Raw genomic sequence first — 20,923 nt, 5'->3', positions numbered from 1 at the left:
TTTTCAGGCTGCCTTTGGGGGTTGAATGTGGTTGAACGGCTTTTCAGGCTGCCTTTGGAATGATGTACCGCATTCCGGTAGGCAGCCTGAAAACTATTGCTCAAAGCTGATATTGAATTCTTTGAGGATTTTTTGCAGCGCGGGGTTGCCGGCTTCTTTTTGCCAGCTGGCTTGCCAGATTTTTTTGGCTTGGCGGTGTTTGCCCAGTTGCCAGAGCGCCGCGCCGAGGTGCGCGCCGATTTCGGCGTTTTTGTCTTGCTCGTAGGCTTGGGCGAGGAGGGTTTGGGCTTTTTGGTATTCGCCGTTTTGGTAGTATGCCCAGCCCATGCTGTCGGCGATTTGGGGGTTGTTGGGTTCTTTTTGGTAGGCGGCGCTGATGAGCGCTATGGCTTCGGGCAGATGGGCTTTGCCCATGTCCAGCAGGTTGTAGCCGAGGGCGTTTTGCCCTTGCGCGCTGTCGGGGTTGTGGATGAGATAGGTGCGGAAATCGGCGGCGGCTTTTTCAGGCTGCCCCAGTTTGTCGGAATACAGCAGCCCGCGTTGGTAGACGAGCGATGAGCGTTCTATGGCGTAGGTGGGGCTGGATTTTTGCGTGTCCAGTTGCGCGAGCTGTCGGTTGATTTCGGCAAGGGCTTGTTCGGGCGGCTGCGATTGGGTGAGGATGTAGGCGTATAGGCTGCTGATTTCTTGGCGGGTGAAAACGGGGTTTTTGCTGGTGATTTGGCTGTCGAGCGCGGTTTTGGCGTGTTGCAGGGCAACCGTCCAGTTTTTTTGTTCGCTGGCTAGGCTGGCGAGCAGGGTTTCGCGGTCGGTGATGTTGTCGGCGGAATCAATTTTTTGCGCCCATTGGGTGGCTTGGTCGTAGTCTCGGTTGCCGGCGTAGAGCAGGGCAAGCGATAGGGCGGCTTGGTATTTTTGTTCGGATGTGCCGATTTGGTAGGCTCGGGTGTAGTTCAGGGCGGTGTCGCTGATGTTTTTGGGATTGCGTTTGTTCGCCAGTTTGGCAGCCTGAAAATAGAGTTCGGCTTTGGGGTCTTTGGCAATCAGTTTGTCTAGTTTGCGTTGGGCTTTGCGGTAGTCGCCGTTGTGGATAAGGCTTTCTATTTCAAGCTGCTGCCACACGGGCGACAGCGTGCTGAGGTCGGTTTTTTCAAAGAATTTGGTCAGGATTTTGGGATGGTTTTGCACGATGACTTGCAGCGTGAGCTGGGTGGGCGGGGAGATTTCGGCATCGTGTTTGGCAAGGCGTTGCAGCGCGGCAATCACAATGGCTTCGTCGCCGCTGTTGAAGAAGATGTCGGCAACGGCGGCTTCGGGCAGGTCGGGATATTGTTGGGCGGCTTCGTGCACAACGGTTTTGCCTTGCACCAGCAGGTCGTTTTTGGACAGCGCGGCTTGGGCAAGCAGCAGAAAGGCGCGGCTGCGTTGGGCTTCGTCGGCGCTGGCAAGGGTTTCTTTGAGCGTGCCAACGATGGTGGCGGTGTCGCCCAGCGCAAGGGCGCGCACCCATGCAAGGCGTTTTTGCGCGGCGCTGGGGTTGGGCTCGATTTTGCGCCATTCTTGGTAGATGGCTTCGGCGATGGGATAGTTATGCGTTTCTATGGCGATGTCCATGGCGCGTTCGGCGACATCGGAGCTTTTGGTTTGATTAAGCGTGTAAATGTATAAACCGAGGGCGGATTTTACGTCGCCTTTGGTGAGCGCCATTTCGGCGGAGGATAGGGCAAACAGGCTTTGGCTGCGTTTGCTGATTTGGCTGAGGCGTTGGTCTTCTTGGGCGCGCTCCGCTTGGGTGAGTTTGTATTTGGGCGCGGGGCGGTAGATGCGGCTGCCGGAGGTGGGCGCGGCGTTCAGGCTGCCTGCGAAAGCGAGGGAGAGTGCGAGGGCGATAAGGGTTTGGGTGGTGCGTTGCATAGCGGGTCTCTTGTTGGGATGTGGGTGAATGGCTTGCGGCGGCATGCGGGTTGGTTGAAAGGGCGTAACTTTATCATTGTTTGCCAAGCGGGGGAAAGGGCAGGCGTGTGGGCTGGGCTGAAACGCGCCGCGCCGGTTTCAGGCTGCCTTTGCGGCGGCAATCGGCAGCCTGAAAAGCAAAACCCGGCCGCAGGGCTAAAATCCCCACCATCGCCGTCATATCCATTACAATCCGCGTTTTCCCCAAATAAGAGGCGTTATCATGCCTATTATCCAATCCCTGCTGGATACCGATTTATACAAATTCACCATGTTGCAAGTGGTGTTGCACCGTTTCCCCCAAGCGCACGGCGTGTATGAATTCCGCTGCCGCAACAAAGAAACCGTTTACCCGCTTGCCAGCATCATCCCCGAGCTGGAACAAGAGCTCAACGCCCTGTGCGAACTGCGCCTAAGCCAAGACGAGCTGGGCTATTTGCGCGGCTTACGGTTTATCAAATCCGATTTTCTGGATTATCTAGAACTCTTCCAGCTCAAACGCCGCTTCGTGAAAATCTGGGGCGACGAGCAAGGGCGGCTTAACATCCGCATTGAAGGCCCGATTATCCAAGCCATGTTTTTTGAGATTTACATTCTCGCGATTGTGAACGAGCTGTATTTCCGCCGCTTGGAAACGCCTGCCGTGCTGGAAGAAGGCGAGCGCCGTTTGCAAGAGAAAGTCCAATTGCTCAAAAAATACGACGCCCTGCAAGAGCCCGACGCACCGCCGTTTCTGGTGTCTGATTTCGGCACACGCCGCCGCTACAACCTTGCCTGGCAGCGCCATGTCATCCAAACCTTCGTTCAGGCTGCCCCCAATATAGTGCGCGGCACCAGCAACGTGCTCCTTGCCAAAGAACTCGGCATCACCCCCATCGGCACGATGGCGCACGAATTCTTGCAAGCCTTTCAAGCGCTGGATGTGCGCCTGCGCGATTTCCAAAAAGCCGCGCTGGATGCTTGGGTGCACGAATACCGTGGCGATTTGGGCATCGCGCTCACCGATGTAGTCGGTATGGATGCCTTTTTGCGCGATTTTGACCTTTATTTTGCCAAGCTGTTTGACGGACTGCGCCACGACAGCGGCGACCCTTATGTTTGGGGCGACAAAGCCTACGCGCACTACCAAAAGCTGAAAATTGACAGCCGCACCAAAATGCTCACATTCAGCGATGGGCTGGATTTGGAACGCGCATGGGATTTGCACCAATATTTCAAAGGGCGCTTCAAAACCAGCTTCGGCATTGGCACCAATCTCACCAACGACATGGGACACGAGCCGCTCAACATCGTGTTGAAACTGGTTGAATGCAATGGACAATCGGTTGCCAAGCTCTCCGACAGCCCGGGCAAAACGCTTACGCAAAACAACACATTTCTTGCCTATTTGCGCCAAGTGTTTGATGTGAAAGACGAGTAAGGCAGCCTGAAAACGGAGGAATTTATTTTCAGGCTGCCGATATGGGTTATGCCAACAGCCATCCTAAATAGGTTTTCAGGCTGCCTATCGCAAGTAGTAGGCAGCCTGAAAAGCCAATATAAAATGACAACGGTTCATCGCCAAAAACAATGCTTCAATGCTTCAAGGCAGCCTGAAAACGGGTTTGGCATCATTGAAACACGCTTCACTTACTTTCAGGCTGCCTTACGCCGCCCAAACCAATCTAACAATCATCCACAAAATATTTTCAGACTGCCTCACCGCATAGAGGCAGCCTGAAAAGCAAAATGGAGCAGTAACAGTTCATCCAAAATAAACTTTCAGGCTGCCTATCACGCAACAGGCAGCCTGAAAACCATCCAGTCAATCCATCATAACAGCATCTTCGCCAACGCCAGCTCAAACACCAAGCTAAACGCCAAGCTCAGCAAGCCTGGAATCATAAAGCTGTGATTGAAAATAAACTTACCAATTTTGGTTGTGCCCGTGGTATCAAAGTCAATCGCCGCAATAATCGGGCCATAGTTGGGCACAAAGAAATAACCATTCACTGCCACAAACGTGCCAATAATAATCGGCGCAGGCACGCCCAGCTTAATCGCGATGGGAAACAGCGTCGCCACCGTTGCCCCTTGGCTGTTCACCAACACTGAAAACACAAACAACGCCAAAGCAAACGTCCACGGTGCAGTGTTCACCAAGCCGGACACCGTGTCTTTCAGCATCGGCATGTGCGCGTGCATCAGCGTGTCGCCCAGCCAAGCAATGCCCAAAATCGCAATCACCGCGCGCATCCCCGCATGGAACACCGAGCCTTTGGTAACCGCATGGTTATCAGGTTTGCAAAACCACAAAATCAACGCACCCGCCGAGAGCATCACAATCTCAATCGTATGCGCCATGCCCAGCGGCTTCATCGCGCCGGAATCATCCGCAAAAGCGGGGCGCAACGACGGCATCATGCCCATCACCACCACCAAGAACGAAGCCGCCAAGAAAATGCCCAGCGACAGCTTGGCATTTTTGCCCACCACAATCTTGTCGTCCGTATCCGTTTCCGCTGCTGCAAATTCCGCCGCGTATTCAGGGTCTTGCAAACGGCGTTGGTATTCGGGGTCGTCTTTCAACTCCTTGCCCAGCTTGTTCACAATCACGCACGCCAAGCCAATCCCCAAAATGGTAGAAGGCACAGTAACCATCAACACATCGCCCAAATGAATCCCCTGCGGCTCCAAATACGCCACCGTTGCTACCACCGCCGCCGCAATCGGGCTGGCGATAATCGCAAATTGCGACGCAATCACCGCCATCGACAGCGGACGCTCGGGGCGGATGCCGTTGCGGCGGCTCACTTCCGCAATCACAGGCAGCACCGAATACGCCACGTGACCCGTGCCCGCCATCACCGTAAACAAATAAGTAACCATCGGCGCGATAAAGGTAATGTGCTTCGGATTACGGCGCAAAATGCGCGTTGCCACCTTAATCATATAATCCAAACCGCCCGATGCCTGCATCGCCGCCGCCGCAGACACCACCGCCATAATCATCAGCATCACATCAATCGGCGGGCTGGTGGGCTGCAAACCGAAACCGAAGGTCAGCACCGCCAAGCCCAAGCCGCCGAACACGCCCAAGCCGATGCCGCCCACTTGCGCCCCCACCAAAATACACAACAAAACAATCGCAAATTGAATCGCGAACAACATAATCAGCTCCATTTGTAAACAAACAATAACGTATTTTAACACTTATCCACACTTTGAAAAACCCAACCCCGCCAAGGCAGCCTGAAAACCACAAAACACTATTTCGCAAATAATCAAAAACAATTCCCCTTGCAATCCCGCCCGCAAAGCCTTATCTTAGCCGTCCAAACCCACCAACCCTATTTAAGGAAAACAAAATGAGCGACAAAATCATCCATGTAACCGATGCCACATTTGAAGCCGAAGTGCTGCAATCTTCCGTTCCCGTGCTGCTGGATTTTTGGGCACCATGGTGCGGGCCTTGCAAAATGATTGCCCCCATTCTGGACCAGCTTGCCGAAGAATACGACGGCAAAGTGAAAATCGCCAAAATGAATGTGGACGAAAACCAAGGCGTGCCCGCCCAGTTCGGCATCCGCGGCATCCCCACCATGATTGTCTTCAAAGACGGCAAAAACGTTGCCAACAAAGTGGGCGCATTGGCCAAACCGCAGCTTGAAGCCTTCTTGAACGCATCTATTGCATAACAAAAACCGAAACACACACATAAACAACAAAAGGCAGCCTGAAAACAGAAAACGTTTTCAGGCTGCCTTTTTGGCAACATGGGCAATAGGCAAGACCGCCGGCCGCAAAAAAACCGCATCCATTATGTATCGGATGCGGTTCAAATTTTGGCGCGGTGGACGGGGCTCGAACCCGCGACCACCGGCGTGACAGGCCGGTACTCTAACCAACTGAGCTACCACCGCGCAATCAATTGCTAATAATTACAAAAGCAACCGATAAAAAAATGGTGGGTGATGACGGAGTCGAACCGCCGACATTCTGCTTGTAAGGCAGACGCTCTACCAACTGAGCTAATCACCCATTGTTTCCGCCGTTCAGCGAAAGACGGCATTAAACCAAAAACTGCGTTTTGGCGCAAGCGGTTTTTGCGGCGGGCAAAATAACGCCATGAATATTGGGCGAATATTTTTGCGTTGCGAAAGGGCGGTTTCAGGCTGCCTTGCGCGGCAAATTGCTTAACGCACCTTAACGCCCCCGCCATTCCGCGCTACAATCCCTCATCTTTATTGCACTCAACGAAAGCCCGCCATGCAACTTTCTCTGTTAAACAATCCCAAAGATGCCGAATTGCTTGCCGATGCGGAGTTTATGACCGCGTCGCTGTATGCCGTGTTAGACAATCATGCCGATGAAATTGTGGTCAATGCGCTGAAAATTTTGGCGAACGCGCAAGACAGCAGCAAGATTATTACCGAGCTGCTGCCCAGTTTGTCGGATGAGCAAACGGAAAATTTAATCACGGCGGTGGGCATTTTTGCGCAGATTTTAAACATTGCCGAGGATGTGCATCATGAACGCCGCCGCTTGGTGCACGAGCAACAGGGCAGCGCGGCGCAGGATGGCAGCATTGCGGAAACGGTGCGCAAGCTGCAAGCGGAGCAAATCGCGCAGGAGGTGGTGCAGGATGTGTTGAACCACACGCTGGTGAGCCCTGTTTTGACCGCGCATCCCACCGAGGTGCAACGGCAGGCGGTGCTGGTGTCGCATCGCAAGATTCGTGAATTGTTGCCGCGGCGCGAGTTGTGTCGCAGCGCGGACGAGATGAGCGAGTTGCAGCGCGAGATGAATATTGTGTTGCTGACTTTGTGGCAAACCAGCGAGACGCGGCATTTCAAATTGAGCGTGCAAAGTGAAATCCAAAACGGGGTAAACATTTTTCCGCGCAGCTTTTTTAGCGCGCTGCCGCGCGTGTACCGCGACATGGAAAAGCATTTTCAGGCTGCCTATCCGCAGATTCGCATTCCCGATGTGTTGAAAATCGGCGGCTGGATTGGCGGCGACAGAGACGGTAATCCGTTTGTGTCGGCGCAGACTTTGCGCGATGCGTTTCGCCATCACGCGAACACGGCGTTTCATTATTACCGCCGTGAGTTGGACGCGCTGTATCAGGAGTTGCCGCTATCCATTCGGCGGGTGAATGTGAGCGATGGGGTGTTGGTGTTGTCTGCCAAAACGCCTGATACCGAAGTGGCGCGGCAGGAAGAGCCGTATCGCCGCGCGGTGGCTTATGTGATGGCGCGCATGGTGGGCAAGGCGCATGAATTGGGCGCGCCGTTGGGCTGCCGTTTTGGCGTGGGCGAGCCGTATGCTGACGCGGCGGAATTTTTGCGCGATTTGCGCACCTTGCAGAATTCTTTGCGCGACAACCGCAGTGAAGCGTTGGCAAACGGGCGCATTGCCGACATCATCCGCACCGCTTCGGTGTGCGGTTTTCATTTGATGCCGTTGGATTTGCGTCAGCACGCGGAAAAACACGCCAACGTGGTCGCCGAGCTGTTTCAGGCTGCCGATTTGGAAGATTATCTGCGGCTGCCTGAAAACGAAAAACAAGCAGTTTTGCTGCGCGAATTGCAGCACCAACGCCCGCTGTACACGCCGTTTATCGCATACAGCGAAGAAACGCAGCGCGAGCTGGCGATTTTCCACGAAGCGCGCAAAATCAAGGATGCCTTTGGCGAAGACGCCATCACGCAAAGCATTATTTCCAACTGCGAGCAGCCCAGCGATTTGCTCGCGCTGGCGTTAATCTTAAAAGAAACGGGCTTGCTCGCGCTGCGCGATGGGCAGCCTGAAAGCCGCATCAATATCGTTCCCCTGTTTGAAACGATTGAAGCGCTTGCCAACGCCGTGCCCGTGATGCAAACGCTGTTTAGCAACGATTGGTATCGCGCCTTGGTTGCCAGCCGCGACAATATCCAAGAAATCATGCTTGGCTATTCGGATAGCAATAAAGACGGCGGCTACATCAGCAGCACTTGGGGCTTATACCAAGCCGAGATTGGCTTGGTGCGCCTGTTTCGGCAACACAACATCCGCATCCGCTTGTTCCACGGGCGCGGCGGCAGTGTGGGGCGTGGCGGCGGGCCATCTTACCAAGCCATTTTGGCGCAACCTGCGGGCAGCGTGGGTGGGCAAATCCGCATCACCGAGCAAGGCGAAGTGCTCACCGCCAAATATGGCGACGACAGCAACGCCCAGCACAACCTTGCCGCGCTCGTTGCCGCCACGCTGGAAGCCACGCTGCTGCCCGCCGCGCCCGATCCCGATGTTAAGCTGATGAATGCGTTGTCCGAAAGCTCGTTTGCCCACTATCGCGCCTTGATTACGCGGCAAGGCTTTATTGATTATTTCTTGCAAACCAGCCCGATTGAGCAAATCGCCAGCCTAAATCTTGGCAGTCGCCCCGCCAGCCGCAAAACTTTGGCGCGGATACAAGATTTGCGCGCGATTCCGTGGGTATTTTCTTGGACGCAAAACCGCTTGATGCTGCCCGCGTGGTATGGTTTTGGCAGCGCGGTGCAAGAGTTGTGCGAACAAGATTCAGGCAGCCTGAAAATGCTACAACAGCACGCGCAGGAAAACCGCTTTTTCCGCGCCATGCTCTCCAATATGGAGCAGGTGATGGCGAAAACCGATCTCACGCTCGCCGAACACTATGCCGCGCTCAGCCAAGACAACGAACACGGCGCAGACATTTTCGCCACCATCAAAGCCGAATACCAACGCAGCCTGAAAGCCCTGCTGGATATTTTGCAAACCGAAACCCTGCTCGCCGACAACCGACCACTCGCCCGTAGCCTTGCGCTGCGCATCCCGTATTTGAACGCGCTGGGTGGCTTGCAAGTTGCCCTGTTGCGCAAGCTGCGGCAAGAACCGAACAACGAGCGCGTGTTGCAAATGGTGCATCAAACGATTAACGGCGTGGCGCAGGGGTTGCGGAATACGGGTTAGGCGGTTGGCGATGAACCGTTCCATTTTTGTTTTCAGGCTGCCTATGGCAAGTAATCAAGGGCAGCCTGAAAACAAGATGCACAATAAAGACGGTGGATTGTTGTCCAATCGTTTGAATGATTTTAGTCTTGTAGAAGTCCATAAATTTGTTTTCAGGCTGCCTATGGCAAACAATCTAAAAGTAGGGTATGTGGCTTTGCCACGCACCGTTTAACCCTGCAAACCACCTTAAAGGCAGCCTGAAAACAAGCGCAACGCATCCCAGCGCAGTCCCAAACGCCCACCCGCCGCATTATCCTTGTTCACATGGAAGACAAGACTACATCGCCGCAGCCCCATCGCCCATCCCGTAAACACCCCCAAGGCAGCCTGAAAATGCCCTCCGAAACCCCCCTACGCCGACAGCTTGCCCGCTTCCTTTCCTCTGCCGAATTCCCCGCCGACCCCGCCCCCTTTCTGCTAGACCAGCGCAAACGCTACACCAGCGCCAACTGCCTTGTGGTACAACCGATGAGCGTGGAGAGCGTGCAAAAAATCGTGCGCTTTTGCGCGGCAAACCGCATCCCCATCACGCCGCAAGGTGGCAACACAGGCACAGTCGGCGGCAGCATTGCCCAAAGCGGCGTGCTGCTCAATTTAAGCAAGCTCAACCGCATCCGCCGCGTCAATCTCGCCGACAACACGATAACGGTGGATTCAGGCTGCATCTTGCAAGACGTGCAAACCGCCGCCGCCGCACACCAACGCTTCTTTCCGCTCTCACTCGCCAGCGAAGGCAGTTGCCAAATCGGTGGCAACATCGCCACCAACGCAGGTGGCTTAAACGTGCTGCGCTACGGCACGATGCGCGATTTGGTGCTGGGGCTGGAAGTGGTGCTGCCCAACGGCGAGCTGCTCAACCACCTGATGCCGTTGCACAAAAACACCACGGGCTACGAAACGCGCCATCTGTTTATCGGCAGCGAGGGCACGCTTGGCATCATCACAGGCGCAACGCTCAAACTCTTCGCCCCGCCGCAAGCCGTGGCAACCGCATGGGTGGGCGTGGACAATATTCAGGCTGCCGTAACCCTGTTGTCGCACATCAAAAACCATTTTGCCGAACGGCTGTGCAGCTTTGAACTCATCAGCGAATTTGCGCTGGGTTTATCCGCCCAATTCAGCCGCATCACCGCGCCGCTTGCCGCGCCGTGGCACATCCTTGTGGAGCTTACCGACAGCCTGTCGCGCGACGATTTGGGCGATTTGCTGGCGGAATATTTATTCAACTTGGGCTACGAAAACGCCGTACTGGCGCAATCGCAGCGAGAACGCGCCGATTTATGGACGCTGCGCGAAAACATTTCTGCCGCGCAACGCAGCCTAGGCGCCAATATCAAACACGACATCGCCATGCCGATTGAGCGCGTGGCCGCGTTCACCGCCGCTTGCGATGCCGAGCTACTCGCCGCCTATCCCGAGATGCAAATCGTTATGTTTGGGCACTTGGGCGACGGCAGTTTGCACTACAACACCTTTTTGCCCATCCGCAGCAACGAGGTGTATCAATTTGAAGCGGATATCAACGCCGTGGTGTATCGCAACGTGTTGGCGCAGGGTGGCACAATTGCAGCGGAGCATGGCATAGGCAGCCTGAAAAAGCATTGGCTGCCCCATGTGCGCAGCGCGGACGAACTGGCGCTGATGCGCGCGATTAAAGCGCAGCTAGACCCGCTGGGGCTGATGAACGCGGGCAAAGTGCTGGCATGATTTTCAGGCTGCCTCGGGCGTTCGCCCGTTTCCGACAAAGGCAGCCTGAAAACCGCGCGCCCAATGTGTAAAGACCGCGCCCGCCGGCAAAACAACATCCGACTACATCGCGCCCCCGTTATCAAGCCGTCCGCCCCCTTCGGGCAGCCTGAAAAATTGTAAAGACGCTTGTCTCGTTTGAAAAAAATCGCAAAAACCTTAAACAAACAGCTATGAATGTAAAAGCATAACTGTTAAGATGCCGTTGCATTTTCCCAACAATAAGCAAAGGATAGAAATCATGAGCAGCAAAGTATTATTAGTCGATGATGACGACCTCCTCACCGAACTGCTGACCGAATACCTCACCGCAGAAGGCTTGGATGTAACCCGCATGCCCGACGGCGAAAGCGGCGTGCAGGAAATCTTGGGCGGCAACCATTACGACGTGGTGGTGCTGGATTCCATGATGCCGAAAATGAACGGTTTGGATGTGCTTAAAACCGTGCGCGCGCAAAGCAAAATCCCTGTGATTATGCTCACCGCCAAAGGCGACGACATTGACCGCATCATCGGCTTGGAAATGGGCGCGGATGATTATGTGCCCAAGCCTTGCCAGCCGCGCGAATTGTTGGCACGCATCAACGCCATTTTGCGCCGCTCGCAGCAAAATCCCGATGCCAACGCCGCCTCCGCCAGCATTGTTGCCAGCGGCGTAACCCTGTTCCCCTCCAAGCGGCAAGCAATGGTGGGCGACAGCATGCTGGAACTGACCAGCACCGAGTTCAACCTGCTGGAAGTGCTGATGCGCCACGCGGGGCAGGTGGTGAGCAAGGAAAACCTGTCGCAAGAGGCGTTGGACCGCAAGCTCGCCAAGTTTGACCGCAGCATTGATGTGCATATTTCCAGCATCCGCCATAAACTGGGCGACGCATCGCTGATTCAAACCGTGCGCGGTTTGGGTTATCTGTTTGTGAAAAACTGACGCGCCGCGCATAATCGGGCAGCCTGAAAACGAGTTTTCCGCTTTCAGGCTGCCTTTCTTGTTTACATGATTACCTGTTGTCAAAATCCCATGCACCCCTTTCTCGCCCAACTCGCCCCCTATCTCACCGAACAACGCCAACGCAACCGCTCGCCGCATACGCTGATTGCCTATGAGCGCGAGTTGCGCGAACTGGCGAACCTGTTGCCCGACACGCCCGCGCCCACGCGCCGCGATTTTCAGGCTGCCTTTCGCCAGCTTTCGCAGCGCGGCTTGCATCCCGCTAGCCTTGCCCGCGCGTTATCCGCATGGCGGCAATATTGCGATTATTTGATGCGCCAAGGCAGCCTGAAAACCAATCCCGTGCGCGACATCAAGCCGCCAAAAAAACCGCAACGGCTGCCCCGCGCCATTGAGCGCGACACCCTCAACGCCTTGCTGGACCAGCCCGCCGAGCCGGACGACACGCTTGCCCTGCGCGACCAAGCCATCGCCGAGCTGCTTTACGGCAGCGGCTTGCGGCTGGCGGAGCTGGCGGGTTTGAACTTGGCGGATGTGTATTTGGACGCGGGCTGGCTGAATGTGCACGGCAAGGGCAGCAAGCAACGGCAAGTGCCGCTTACGCAAAGCAGCGTGGCACTGCTGCAACAATGGTTGGCGCAACGCCCCGCCCAGCCGCACGAAACCGCGCTGTTTACCACGCAACACGGCACGCGCTTGGGCAGCCGCCAAATCGCCAAACGGCTGGATAATTGGGCGCAGCAACACGGCAGCCCGCAGCATATTTCGCCGCACATGCTGCGCCACAGTTTCGCGGGGCATCTGCTGCAAGCCTCGCGCGATATTCGCGCGGTGCAGGATTTGCTGGGGCATGCGAGCTTGTCCAGCACGCAGATTTATACCAAGCTGGATTTTGACCATTTGGCGGCGGTGTATGATGAGGCGCATCCAAGGGCGCGGCGGGGGAAGAAGTAGGCAGCCTGAAAACCGATTAAGCGAAAGAAAATATGTCCGGATTCAACGCCAAAACCCTGCAAGTCTTGCGCCAAGCGGGCTGGCATCCCAACCGCCGCACCGATATTGCCGCCATCGCCGCCTGAGCCGCCGCCTGCGGTTATGAAATCGGCGAAAACGTCCGCGCTTTTGTGCGGGAATTTGACGGCTTATCCGTGGGTTATCCCAATGGGAATTTTTTGTTTGAATTTCGCGCCCGCTCCGAATACTGCTCCCGCGAATGGTTTTTGGAAATCGCCAATATGATTGGCGAAAACGGGCTGGTGGTCGGCTCCACGCCTGCCGTTTTCCTGATTGTCGCCGAGAGCGGGCGGATGTACGGCTATTGCGACGACATCGGCGAAACTTATCTTGTCGGCGCTTGCATGGATGAGGGCGTGGAATTTGTCTGCCGCCGCGGCAATCCGTTCAGGCATCCGTTGTAACCCGTTTCAGGCTGCCTTGGGGTGGATTGCCGCCGCCATCGGCAGCTTGAAAACGCTTGGGGGCGATTGCGGCGTGGGTTTGTTTTGCGGGGCGGTTGGCGTTGGTTGCGGTTTGCCGCTGTGCATTGGTTTAACCTGTCTGCGATAAAAGGCAGCCTGAAAACGGTATCTTCGTTTTCAGGCTGCCTTGTTATCTGCGCTTGGCGCAGCGGTTGGGGAAATGGTTGGGCGAAACCTTGTCTGCAATCTTGTTCGCAGTTTGCAGTTCGCAAGATGGTTCACAACAGATGCAGCTTGGCTTCCACCAGTCCGTTGTCGCGCGGGTGTTTGTTGAGGGTGAAGCCGAGTTTGAGGGTGAGTTTTTGCATGGGGTGGTTGTCGGCGAGGATTTCGGCGCGCATCAGGGTGTGCCCTTGGGTTTTGGCGTGGGCGATGAGCTGGGTCATGAGTTGGTGGCCGATGCCTTGCCCTTGTAGTTTGTCGTCGATGATGATGCCGAATTCGCAGCTTGTTGGGATGGGGTCGGCGATGTAGTTGGCGTGCGCGAGCGGTGTGGGGGTGGGGCTGTTGGTGTGGAGAATTAGGGCGTAGTCGCGGTGGTAGTCGGGGCTGGCGAGTTGGGCGAGCAGGGCGGGGGGTACTTCGCTGGCTTTGCTCATAAAGCGGGTGTAGCGGCTGTGTTCGCTTTGGGCTTGGATAAGCTGTTGGATAAGGGCGGCATCTTCGCTGCGCACGCTGCGTAGGATGGCGGTTTCGCCGTTGCGCAGGGCGAGGGTGTGTTGGGCGGTGGGGATGGGGGCGAGGATGTTGGGGCAGCCTGAAAAGCTGTTGGGGTCTTGTAGGTTGAGTTTGATGCTGTGGTGGTGGCTGGGGCTGGCGAGGTGGAGGGTGAGGTCGTGGATTTCGGGCAGGCGGGCGAGGATTTCGCTGGTGGTGAGTAGCCAGTCTTGCCATGGCTCGGGTGGGAGTTGCAGTTGGGCTAGGGCGTGGGCTAGGGTGGTGGGTTGAATGGGGGGGAGTAGGCTGATGCTGTGGTGGGCGGTGGTGAGGGTGAGGGTTTGCCCGATGGGTTCTTGCCGCGCCCAGGTAAGTTGTAGCACGGGGGTGTCGTGGCTGTGGCTGAGGTTGAGAGCGGCGAGTAGGGCGTTGCTGCCCATGCGGGTGGCGGGCAGGATGGCAACGGGGATGAGGGGGCGGATGTGTTTGTGCAGTTCGTCGGCGGTGTGGGCGGCGGGGGTGTAGTTGTGCGGGGGTTGGATTTGGTGGCGTTGTTGGTTGTGGTGGTGGTAGAGGTTGAGCTGGGCGAGGGCTTGGATGGCGCTTTCGGGCTGTTTGAAGTGCAGGGTTTTGCGTTGGTTGAATAGGGCGCGCACTTGAGGGGTGTCTGCGCTGCCGAGCCATACCAGCAGCAGGGGTTTTCGGCTGTTTTTTTGTAGGGCGGAGACCATTTGGGCAACTTGTTGGCTTTCGGCGGTGTTTTGCCCTGTGTAGATGATGAAGATGGCGTCGATGTGGTCGTCTTGCAGGTATTGGGATGCGGCAGCCTGAAAAATGGCGGGCAGGGTGTCGGTGGGGAGGTATAGGGGGTTGTGGTGGCTGGGTTTGTAGGGCAGGTATTTGGTGATGCTGCGGATGGTGTGGGCTTGGGGTTCGGTGAGTTGCAGGTCGGTTTTGCGGCGCAGGGTTTTGAGGGTGAGCGTGCTGATTTGGGGGCTGTTGCTGATGATGGCGATGTGTTTGCCGCGGCTGATGATGCCTGTGTGGATGAGTTTGGCGGCACTGAAAAATTGTTCTAGGGTGTGGGCGATGAGGATGTGTTGGCGTTCCAGCGCTTGCAGCAGCATGGCTTCGGCTTGGGGATTGGCGTCGTGTAGCGTGATGAGTACGACCACAGGCTTGCGGCGAGCGGCGGCGGTGAGCGCGCTGATGAGTTCGCGCAGGTTGTCGTTGAGCGTGCTGATGTGCACGAGCAAGGCGGTGCTGCTGGTTTCGGCGGCGATGTGGTCGATGATTTGCCCTGTGCTCACGGGGTAGTTTTGTGTGTTGAGGGTGAGAAAGCGGCTGAATGTGATGTCGCGCTCTTGGGCGTAGCGGGCAACGCAGTCGGCGATGCTGGTGGATTGCCCGATGTAGGCGCAGGCTTTGGGGGTGTTTTCAGGCTGCTTGAAGAGTTCGGGCAGGCTGTTGCTGGGCAGGGAAATCAGGTTGATGCGGGCTTTGCGGGCGGCTTCGGCGGCGCGGTTGAGTTTGTTGCGCCATGCGCTGGGGGCGGAGTCTAGCTCGTTAATCAGGATAAGATGGCGCAGGTGGATTTTGGCGGCTTCGCGGATGATGGCGGCGAGTTTGTCGGCGGATAGCACGATGATGGCTAAATCGATGGTGTGTTCGCTGGCGGCTTCGCTGAGGTTGGCATAGGATTTTTGCCCGCCGATGGTTTTGTGGTTGGGGTTGACGGGGATAACGCTTTGGAATTGGGGCAGGGCGGTAAGCTGGGTGTAGACTTTGCGCCCGATGCTGCCGATGCGGTCGGATGCGCCGACAACGGCGATGCGGGCGGGGGTGAAGAGGGGGGATAGGCTTGGCATGGGGTGTCCTTGTCCTTAGGGTTGGGTTTCAGGCTGCCTGATAGTGTGGGGATAAAGGCAGCCTGAAAATGGGTTGGGGTGCGAATGTGGGCGCGGGCGGTTTGGTTTGATTGTGTGTTTTTTCAGGCTGCCTAATCATGATTAACGGATAGAAACAGCCTGAAACGGATTATGGCTGTGTATCGCTGTAAACGGGTTGATTGGATGTTTTTCAGGCTGCCTACTACGCTGCTGTTGTAAGGCAGCCTTGCCCCTTTGTCCAAATCTTTGATTTGGGTATAAAGGGGTATGCCGCAGCGCAACGCGCAAGGTTGAAAACGGCGGCAAACTAATCATCCAACGCCTCCTCCGCTATCGCCACCTCCCCCGCCACGCCCACATAAACCTTGCTCGCGCCCCAACTCGGATGGCTTTCAAAATCCACCGCAAACCGCCGCTCGGCAATGCCGCCAGCCGCTGCCACGCCTCAGCCGCCGCGTGGCGCGAAGCCTCGGGCAAGATCGCCACCCGATACACCTGCGGCGGCACCATCCATTCGCCCGCGCCCGCAGGCAACGGCGCATCGTTGCTCACCAAATGCCCAATCATCAAAGTATAGCCCGCGTCGTGATACGAATGGCGCAGCGCATACACGCTTGGGGCAAACGCAGGCAGCGCATACACGCTTGGGGCAAACGCAGGCAGCGCATCTTTCAGGCTGCCTGAAAGCCAGCGTTGCCACGCCGCCGCCACATCCTCCGCCTCATGCCGAAAGCGCACGGGCGCGGTCAAGCCCATCACGCGAAACGGCGGCAGCGCGGTCGTTTTCAATGCCGTGTTCACGCGCATAACGCCATCGTCCACAAAATCGCCAGCATCGTTAAAGCCAGCATTTGCGCCGCCGAACCCACGTCTTTCGCGCGTTTTGCCAGCGGGCGGATTTCCAGCGAAATATCGTCCACCACCGCCTCAATGCCCGAATTGAACAATTCCACAATCAGCGAACCAAACGAAGCCGCAACCAAAATCATGCGCACCGCAGGCTCCGCATCCACAAACCACACCGCAACCAGCAACACCGCGTGCAGCCACACCAGCTGCCGAAACGCCGCTTCATGGCGATATGCCGCGATTAAGCCGTCTTTGGAATAGCCCGCAGCGTTGATAATCCGTTGCAAACCGCGCTTGCCTTTTAGCGCATTGGTGGCAGGTTCTTGCATCATCAGTTGTCCCGTAAACAAAAAACGCAATGATAACAAGGTTTCAGGCTGCCTAAAATAGAACCCGCCAAGGCAGCCTGAAAACCCCGACCGCGCGACTATATAAGATATAACCCGCAATTCTTTGGCAAAACCCGTTTTTCCAGTAGAATGCGCTCTTTACTTTAATTAACACAAGGACACCCATCATGACCAAAACCCTCCTTTCCGCCGCCACCATGTTGCTGCTTGCCGCCTGCGGTGGCGAACAAGCCCAAACCGCTGCCCCAAGCAACGCCCCCGCCGCCAGCCAAGCCGCCAGCGCCGCGCAAGCCGTATCCGATGCCGCCCCTGCCGCCAATCCGCAAGGCAGCCTGATTGAGCGCATTAACAACAAAGGCACAATTACCGTTGGCACCGAAGGCACATACGCACCCTTCTCCTACCACGATAAAGACGGCAAACTCACAGGCTACGATGTAGAAGTAACCCGTGCCGTGGCAGATAAACTCGGCATCAAAGTAGAATTTAAAGAAACCCAATGGGACAGCATGATGGCAGGCTTAAAAGCAGGACGCTTTGACGTAGTCGCCAACCAAGTGGGCTTAACTTCGCCCGAACGCCAAGCCACGTTTGACAAATCCGAGCCGTATAGTTGGAGCGGCGCGGTGTTGGTGGTGCGCAAAGACGACGACAAAATCAAAAGCCCCGCCGACATCAAAGGCGTGAAAACCGCGCAATCGCTCACCAGTAATTTTGGCGAAAAAGCCAAAGAAGCCGGCGCGGAACTGGTGCCCGTGGACGGTTTGGCGCAATCGCTCACGCTGATTGAACAAAAACGCGCCGATGCCACACTCAACGACGAGCTTGCTGTGTTGGATTATTTGAAGAAAAACGCCAATGCCAATGTGAAAATCGTGTGGCACGCGCCCAAAGAAGAACGCGTTGGCTCAGGTTTGATTACCAACAAGGGCAACGACGAAGCCATCGCCAAATTCAGCGGTGCAATGAAAGAGCTGCAAGCCGATGGCACATTGAAAAAATTGGGCGAACAATTCTTCGGAAAAGACATCAGTGTTAAATAATTTCCTACAAAATCTGCCCTTTATGACCCCACAACGCGCCCAGTTGGTTATGGACGCGTTTGTGCCGTTGGTGAAATCGGGCTTTATGGTTTCCGTGCCGCTCACGTTGGCATCGTTTGTGTTTGGCATGTTGATTGCCACCGCCGTGGCATTGGTGCGTGTGATGCCGCAAGGTGGTTGGCTGCACCGCATCGTGTTGGCGATATTGAAGGTGTATATCTCCATTATCCGCGGCACGCCGATGGTGGTGCAGCTTGCTATCGTGTTCTACGGCTTGCCCGCGATGAACGTGTTTATTGACCCCATCCCCGCCGCTGTGATTGGCTTTTCGCTTAACGTGGGCGCGTATGGCTCGGAAACCGTGCGCGCGGCGATATTGTCCGTGCCCAAAGGGCAATGGGAAGCGGGTTTCTCCATCGGCATGACTTATATGCAAACGTTTCGCCGTATCATTGCGCCGCAAGCCTTGCGCGTTGCCGTGCCGCCGTTGAGCAATTCGTTTATCGGCTTGTTTAAAGAAACCTCGCTGGCATCGTTTGTAACCGTAACCGAGCTGTTTCGCGTTGCCCAGCAATACGCCAATCTGTCCTACGACTTTTTGCCCGTTTACATTGAAGTGGGCTTGGTGTATTGGCTGTTTTGTTGGGTGTTATTCGTTATCCAAGCGCGGCTGGAAAAACATTTTGACCGCCATGTGGCAAGGTAAAAGCGTTTTCAGGCTGCCTATCCACACAGGCTGGTTTACCTTTTCAGGCTGCCTAAACACACATAGGCAGCCTGAAAACCATAAAAAGCACGTTGGCAGCGCGCCACATCATCCTATCAACCTTTTCAGGCTGCCTATTGTTAGCGCGGCGGCGAAAGCAACACCATGATACAAATCCGCAATATCCACAAAACCTTCGGCAGCAACACCATCCTGCGCGGCGTCGATTTAGACGTTGCCAAAGGGCAAGTGGTCGTCATCCTTGGGCCCTCCGGCTCGGGCAAAACCACCTTTTTGCGCTGCCTCAACGCGCTAGAAATCCCCGAGCAAGGCAGCATCTGCTTTGAGCGCGAACCCATCGTCAGCATCGATTTCGCCACGCAGCACAGCAAAAAAGACATTCTCGCCCTGCGCCGCAAATCGGGCATGGTGTTCCAGCAATACAACCTGTTCCCGCACAAAACCGCGCTGGAAAACATTATGGAAGCGCCCGTGCAAGTGCAAGGCAAGCCCAAAGCCCAAGCGCGCGAAGAAGCCCTTGCCCTGCTCGCCAAAGTGGGCTTGGCAGACAAAGCCGATTTATACCCCTACCAGCTGTCGGGCGGGCAGCAACAGCGCGTGGGCATCGCCCGCGCCCTTGCCCTGCAACCCGAATTGATGCTGTTTGACGAACCCACCTCCGCGCTAGACCCCGAGCTGGTGCAAGACGTGCTCAACACCATGAAAGCCCTCGCCACCGAAGGCTGGACGATGATAGTGGTCACCCACGAAATCAAGTTCGCGCTGGATGTCGCCGACGTGGTGGTGGTGATGGACGGCGGCGTGATTGTGGAACAAGGCTCGCCCGAAACCCTGTTTGCCAACCCGCAGCATGAGCGCACCAAGAGTTTTTTGAGCAGGTTGAAGGCGGAGTAGGGGAGATGGAATAGAGGCAGCCTGAAAACGCGCAAAGCAAGTTTCAGCGAAGCTTAAACCTGAAAGACAGCGCGGCGCGCTACGCTTTCCATTCCAATGCCAAGTTATACAACGCTTTTTTGTTTTCGCCCGTGATTCGGGCGGCGAGTTCGGCGGCTTGTTTGGTGGGCAGTTCGCTTGCCAAAATCCGCATCACGTTTTGCGCTGCTTCGGGCAGCGCGTCGCGTTTTTGCGGCGGCGCGGGGTGGATAACCAGCACCATTTCGCCGCGCGATTGGTTGCTGTCGGCGGCTAAGGCAGCCTGAATTTCGCTTACGCTGCCAGTTAAAAAGGTTTCAAAGGTTTTGCTGATTTCGCGCGCCAGCATGATATGGCGTTGGGGCAGGACGGCGGCCATGTCGTTTAAGGTGTCGGCGATGCGGTGCGGCGTTTCAAAGGCGATGATGGGGTAAGCGGCGGTTTGCCACGCGGCGAACAGTTTGGCGCGCTCGCTGGATTTGGGCGGCAAAAAGCCGTGGAAATAGAAGTTTGGCTCGGCGATGCCCGCCACGCTCAACGCGCCCATCACGGCAGACGCGCCCACCACGGGCACGGTCGGGTAGCCCGCTTCGCGCACCCGCGCCACCAGTTTTGCCCCGGGGTCGCACACGGCGGGCGTGCCGGCGTCGGAAATTTGGGCGACGATTTGCCCGCTCCCGAGCGCGGCTATGATTTTGCCCGCCATTTGCTGTTCGTTGTGTTCGCGCACGGAAACGAGCTTGGCTTGGATGCCGTAGGCGGATAGGAGCTGGGCGGAAACGCGCGTGTCTTCGGCGCAGATTAAATCGGCGCGTTGCAGCACGGCAAGGGCGCGCAGCGTGATGTCGGCAAGGTTGCCAATCGGCGTGGCAACGATGTAGAGCGTGCTGGGGGCGAGGGTGTCTTGGGCTTTTTGGAGGTGTTTTTGCATGAAAAGGCAGCCTGAAAACGTGTATCTGAACGGTAAACAAAGAAGCGCGGATTTTAACGCGAAACAGGGTTTTCAGGCTGCCTATGTGCTACGATAGCCACCCGTTTACGCAAACGCTTACGCCACGCCAAAGGCAGCCTGAAAGGGTTTTTCAGGCTGCCGTCGTGTTCCTATCCTCACCAACCGAAAGCCCCTTATGACCACTCCACCGCTTGGCATCTACCGCCACTACAAAGGCAATCTCTATCAACTGCTCCACATCGCCCGCCACAGCGAAACCGAAGAGCCGCTCGCCGTGTACCGCGCGCTGTACGGCGATTACGGCGTGTGGGTGCGTCCGCTGGCGATGTTCACCGAAAGCGTGGACACTGCCAACGGCAGCATGGCGCGGTTTGCGCTGGAAAAAGCGTTGGATTAGCGGCGGCGCGGCGCAATGAAAGGCTGCCTGC

The 20,923-nt window shown here is 56.2% G+C and carries 21 protein-coding genes and 2 tRNA genes; 14 read left to right on the top strand and 9 right to left on the bottom strand.

Going from position 1 to position 20,923, the window contains the following annotated elements:
* Positions 1-93: 93 nt before the first annotated feature.
* Positions 94-1,914, bottom strand: a complete 1,821-nt coding sequence (locus JDW22_RS11345; protein WP_200523148.1) for a tetratricopeptide repeat protein — start codon at positions 1,912-1,914, stop codon at positions 94-96.
* Positions 1,915-1,987: 73 nt separating this feature from the next.
* On the bottom strand, positions 1,988-2,161 hold the full coding sequence (locus JDW22_RS11340) for a hypothetical protein (protein ID WP_200523147.1): 174 nt from the start codon (positions 2,159-2,161) through the stop codon (positions 1,988-1,990).
* Positions 2,162-2,173: 12 nt separating this feature from the next.
* On the opposite strand from JDW22_RS11340, the gene pncB reads away from it, so the two are divergent.
* Positions 2,174-3,373 (top strand): nicotinate phosphoribosyltransferase, encoded by a 1,200-nt coding sequence (gene pncB, locus JDW22_RS11335; protein WP_200523215.1) that lies wholly within the window; start codon positions 2,174-2,176, stop codon positions 3,371-3,373.
* 48 nt (positions 3,374-3,421) lie between these two features.
* Complete coding sequence (locus tag JDW22_RS11330; RefSeq protein ID WP_200523146.1) at positions 3,422-3,673, top strand: hypothetical protein; 252 nt, start codon at positions 3,422-3,424, stop codon at positions 3,671-3,673.
* A 92-nt stretch (positions 3,674-3,765) separates the two neighbouring features.
* Here the strand turns inward: JDW22_RS11330 and JDW22_RS11325 are convergent, their stop codons facing one another.
* The gene (locus tag JDW22_RS11325; protein ID WP_200523145.1) at positions 3,766-5,103 is read right to left on the bottom strand and encodes an anaerobic C4-dicarboxylate transporter; all 1,338 of its coding nucleotides are present in this window, start codon (positions 5,101-5,103) and stop codon (positions 3,766-3,768) included.
* A gap of 197 nt (positions 5,104-5,300) precedes the next feature.
* On the opposite strand from JDW22_RS11325, the gene trxA reads away from it, so the two are divergent.
* Positions 5,301-5,630: a thioredoxin TrxA gene (gene trxA, locus JDW22_RS11320; protein WP_003793764.1), complete on the top strand. Its 330-nt coding sequence runs from the start codon at positions 5,301-5,303 to the stop codon at positions 5,628-5,630.
* Positions 5,631-5,778: 148 nt separating this feature from the next.
* Here trxA and JDW22_RS11315 read toward each other — a convergent pair.
* Both JDW22_RS11315 and JDW22_RS11310 read right to left on the bottom strand, forming a co-directional pair.
* Positions 5,779-5,855 (bottom strand) — tRNA-Asp (locus JDW22_RS11315).
* A 42-nt stretch (positions 5,856-5,897) separates the two neighbouring features.
* Positions 5,898-5,973, bottom strand: a tRNA-Val gene (locus JDW22_RS11310).
* 228 nt (positions 5,974-6,201) lie between these two features.
* On the opposite strand from JDW22_RS11310, the gene ppc reads away from it, so the two are divergent.
* From ppc to JDW22_RS11280, 6 genes are all read left to right on the top strand, one after another.
* Positions 6,202-8,904: a phosphoenolpyruvate carboxylase gene (gene ppc / locus JDW22_RS11305; protein WP_003793765.1), complete on the top strand. Its 2,703-nt coding sequence runs from the start codon at positions 6,202-6,204 to the stop codon at positions 8,902-8,904.
* 10 nt (positions 8,905-8,914) lie between these two features.
* Positions 8,915-9,118 carry a hypothetical protein gene (locus JDW22_RS11300; protein WP_003793767.1) on the top strand — a complete coding sequence of 68 codons (204 nt, stop codon included), beginning with the start codon at positions 8,915-8,917 and terminating at the stop codon, positions 9,116-9,118.
* Positions 9,119-9,279: 161 nt separating this feature from the next.
* Complete coding sequence (locus tag JDW22_RS11295; RefSeq protein ID WP_200523214.1) at positions 9,280-10,653, top strand: FAD-binding oxidoreductase; 1,374 nt, start codon at positions 9,280-9,282, stop codon at positions 10,651-10,653.
* 280 nt (positions 10,654-10,933) lie between these two features.
* Positions 10,934-11,617, top strand: coding sequence for a response regulator transcription factor (locus JDW22_RS11290; protein WP_200523144.1), 684 nt, complete (start codon positions 10,934-10,936; stop codon positions 11,615-11,617).
* 90 nt (positions 11,618-11,707) lie between these two features.
* The gene (locus JDW22_RS11285) at positions 11,708-12,592 is read left to right on the top strand and encodes a tyrosine-type recombinase/integrase (protein WP_200523143.1); all 885 of its coding nucleotides are present in this window, start codon (positions 11,708-11,710) and stop codon (positions 12,590-12,592) included.
* Between the two features lie 146 nt (positions 12,593-12,738).
* Positions 12,739-13,056 carry a hypothetical protein gene (locus tag JDW22_RS11280; protein WP_407929588.1) on the top strand — a complete coding sequence of 106 codons (318 nt, stop codon included), beginning with the start codon at positions 12,739-12,741 and terminating at the stop codon, positions 13,054-13,056.
* Positions 13,057-13,334: 278 nt separating this feature from the next.
* Here the strand turns inward: JDW22_RS11280 and JDW22_RS11275 are convergent, their stop codons facing one another.
* The 3 genes from JDW22_RS11275 to JDW22_RS11265 all read right to left on the bottom strand — a co-directional run bounded on the left by JDW22_RS11275 (position 13,335) and on the right by JDW22_RS11265 (position 16,843).
* On the bottom strand, positions 13,335-15,641 hold the full coding sequence (locus JDW22_RS11275) for a bifunctional acetate--CoA ligase family protein/GNAT family N-acetyltransferase (RefSeq protein WP_200523142.1): 2,307 nt from the start codon (positions 15,639-15,641) through the stop codon (positions 13,335-13,337).
* A gap of 351 nt (positions 15,642-15,992) precedes the next feature.
* On the bottom strand, positions 15,993-16,484 hold the full coding sequence (locus JDW22_RS11270) for a GyrI-like domain-containing protein (protein WP_200523141.1): 492 nt from the start codon (positions 16,482-16,484) through the stop codon (positions 15,993-15,995).
* Positions 16,460-16,843, bottom strand: a complete 384-nt coding sequence (locus tag JDW22_RS11265; protein ID WP_003793791.1) for a diacylglycerol kinase — start codon at positions 16,841-16,843, stop codon at positions 16,460-16,462. Before JDW22_RS11265 ends, JDW22_RS11270 begins: the two co-directional genes overlap by 25 nt.
* A gap of 185 nt (positions 16,844-17,028) precedes the next feature.
* On the opposite strand from JDW22_RS11265, the gene JDW22_RS11260 reads away from it, so the two are divergent.
* Genes JDW22_RS11260 through JDW22_RS11245 form a run of 4 tightly spaced genes read left to right on the top strand, consistent with a single transcriptional unit; the run spans position 17,029 to position 19,525 of the window.
* Positions 17,029-17,904 carry an amino acid ABC transporter substrate-binding protein gene (locus tag JDW22_RS11260; RefSeq protein WP_200523140.1) on the top strand — a complete coding sequence of 292 codons (876 nt, stop codon included), beginning with the start codon at positions 17,029-17,031 and terminating at the stop codon, positions 17,902-17,904.
* Positions 17,894-18,610 (top strand): amino acid ABC transporter permease, encoded by a 717-nt coding sequence (locus JDW22_RS11255; protein ID WP_200523139.1) that lies wholly within the window; start codon positions 17,894-17,896, stop codon positions 18,608-18,610. The genes JDW22_RS11260 and JDW22_RS11255 overlap by 11 nt, the downstream gene beginning before the upstream one ends.
* Complete coding sequence (locus JDW22_RS11250) at positions 18,588-18,779, top strand: hypothetical protein (protein WP_200523138.1); 192 nt, start codon at positions 18,588-18,590, stop codon at positions 18,777-18,779. The genes JDW22_RS11255 and JDW22_RS11250 overlap by 23 nt, the downstream gene beginning before the upstream one ends.
* Complete coding sequence (locus tag JDW22_RS11245) at positions 18,776-19,525, top strand: amino acid ABC transporter ATP-binding protein (RefSeq protein ID WP_200523137.1); 750 nt, start codon at positions 18,776-18,778, stop codon at positions 19,523-19,525. Before JDW22_RS11250 ends, JDW22_RS11245 begins: the two co-directional genes overlap by 4 nt.
* A gap of 79 nt (positions 19,526-19,604) precedes the next feature.
* Here JDW22_RS11245 and rsmI read toward each other — a convergent pair whose 3' ends face one another.
* A complete protein-coding gene (gene rsmI / locus JDW22_RS11240) occupies positions 19,605-20,474 on the bottom strand; it encodes a 16S rRNA (cytidine(1402)-2'-O)-methyltransferase (RefSeq protein WP_200523136.1) in 870 nt (289 codons plus the stop codon).
* 196 nt (positions 20,475-20,670) lie between these two features.
* On the opposite strand from rsmI, the gene JDW22_RS11235 reads away from it, so the two are divergent.
* A complete protein-coding gene (locus tag JDW22_RS11235; RefSeq protein ID WP_200523135.1) occupies positions 20,671-20,892 on the top strand; it encodes a DUF1653 domain-containing protein in 222 nt (73 codons plus the stop codon).
* The last annotated feature ends 31 nt before the right edge of the window (positions 20,893-20,923 follow it).

The organism is Kingella bonacorsii (assembly GCF_016623605.1).
GTDB lineage: Bacteria > Pseudomonadota > Gammaproteobacteria > Burkholderiales > Neisseriaceae > Kingella_B > Kingella_B oralis.
This window is presented reverse-complemented; position numbering and strand designations above follow the sequence as displayed.